Annotated in this window: 1 pseudogene; it reads right to left on the reverse strand. The window is 46.4% G+C overall.

The window, feature by feature from the left end:
* Positions 1–362: pseudogene (locus M3P09_RS17225) on the reverse strand (hypothetical protein); the annotation flags it as partial.

Here is a 362-nt window from a genome sequence, read left to right on the forward strand (position 1 = left end):
GAAACTGATGGCGAAATCTGCTGTTCCCGCTGAGGTTGGTGTTCCTGAAACGAAAAATGTAATAAATCCATTACCGTTTGCAAGCGTTCCTGCTCCAACAAGACCTGTCAATCCTGTTACTCCGGTAGAGTTGATAACTGCTCCATTTCCATAACTAGTTCCATTACCTCCTGTGTACGGGATGCTTGCCGATCCTCCATAGACTACATTTTCTGTAGCTGTTGGTGGCGATGGTAGTGCACCTGCACAGTCTAGGGTTAATACGGTAGCGCTCAATACATCAACGGTAAGTGAGAAGGTACATGTTTGTCCTCCAAAGTTGATGGCGAAGTTTGCTGTTCCCGATGTTGTTGGAGTTCCAG

Source organism: Jejuia spongiicola (genome assembly GCF_023502325.1).
In the GTDB taxonomy this organism is placed as follows: domain Bacteria; phylum Bacteroidota; class Bacteroidia; order Flavobacteriales; family Flavobacteriaceae; genus Wocania_A; species Wocania_A spongiicola.